Source organism: Emticicia fontis (assembly GCF_054779675.1).
Map to the genome: position 1 here is coordinate 533 of NZ_BAAGXU010000044.1, position 1,569 is coordinate 2,101.

Here is a 1,569-nt window from a genome sequence, read left to right on the forward strand (position 1 = left end):
CAGATTGTAACTCAGCCAAGTGCACCAACGATTATCGCCCCCAATCCAAAAGTAGTGTGTGCGCCAAATACCTTGACCTTGACAGCGAGTGGATGTGGCGGCACAGTAAACTGGTTAACAGGAGCAACGGGCACAAGTCTGATACTTTCAAGCGTAGGAACTTATAGCATTACAGCCACTTGTACGGTGGGTAGTTGTACTTCTCCAGCAAGCACTGCTGTAACAGGTTTACAGATTGTAACACAACCATCTGCACCAACTATTGTTGCACCCAATCCAAAAGTAGTATGTGCGCCAAATACGCTGACCTTAACCGCCAGTGGATGCGGTGGCACAGTTAATTGGTCAACAGGAGCAACGGGTACAAGTCTGGTACTTTCAAGTGTGGGTACTTACAGCATTACAGCCACTTGTACAGTGGGTAGTTGTACCTCTCCATCAAGCCAAGCCGTCACTGGTTTACAGATTGTAGCACCGCCAACGGTTAGCATTACAGGCAATATTAATTTATCATGTAATATTACCTCTGTTACCAGAACCGCTACTGGAAGTGGTATATCACCAACCTATCAATGGTCAAATGGACTAGGTACAGAAGCCACAGCTACTATTTCCTCTCCTGGAACTTATACTGTAACGGTAACTGGTAATAATGGTTGTACGGCAACATCGACTACATCCGTAACCCTTGAAAGTTCGGTGCCAAGTGCCCCAACAATCACAGCCCCCAATCCAAAAGTAGTATGTGCGCCAAATACCTTGACCTTGACAGCGAGTGGATGTGGCGGCACAGTAAACTGGTCAACAGGAGCAACGGGTACAAGTTTGGTACTTTCAAGTGTAGGAACTTATAGCATTACAGCCACTTGTACAGTGGGTAGTTGTACTTCTCCAGTGAGCACTGCTGTAACAGGTTTACAGATTGTAACTCAACCAATTGCGCCAACTATTGTTGCACCCAATCCAAAAGTAGTATGTGCGCCAAATACGCTGACCTTAACCGCCAGTGGATGTGGCGGCACAGTAAACTGGTCAACAGGAGCAACAGGTACAAGTCTGGTACTTTCAAGTGTGGGTACTTATAGTATTACAGCCACTTGTACAGTGAGTAGTTGCACTTCTCCATCAAGTCTGGCAGTTACAGGTTTACAGATTGTTACGCAACCAATTGCGCCAACAATCACTGCACCTAATCCAAAAGTAGTTTGTGCGCCAAATACACTAACCTTAACCGCGAGTGGATGTGGTGGCACAGTAAACTGGTCAACAGGAGCAACGGGCACAAGTCTGGTACTTTCAAGCGTAGGAACTTATAGCATTTCGGCTACTTGTACAGTGGGTAGTTGTACCTCTCCATCAAGCACTGCTGTAACAGGTTTAGAGATTGTAACCCAACCAAGTGTCCCAACTATTGTTGCACCCAATCCAAAAGTAGTATGTGCGCCAAATACGCTGACCTTAACCGCGAGTGGATGTGGTGGCACAGTAAACTGGTCAACAGGAGCTACGGGCACAAGTCTGGTACTTTCAAGCGTAGGAACTTATAGCATTTCGGCTACTTGTACGGTG

General features: G+C 46.4%; 1 protein-coding gene. It reads left to right on the forward strand.

Annotated features, from left to right (window positions below):
- Positions 1 to 1,569, forward strand: a 1,569-nt coding sequence (locus tag ACYVFA_RS19620) for a PKD domain-containing protein (protein ID WP_460473556.1), incomplete at both ends; no start/stop codon positions are given.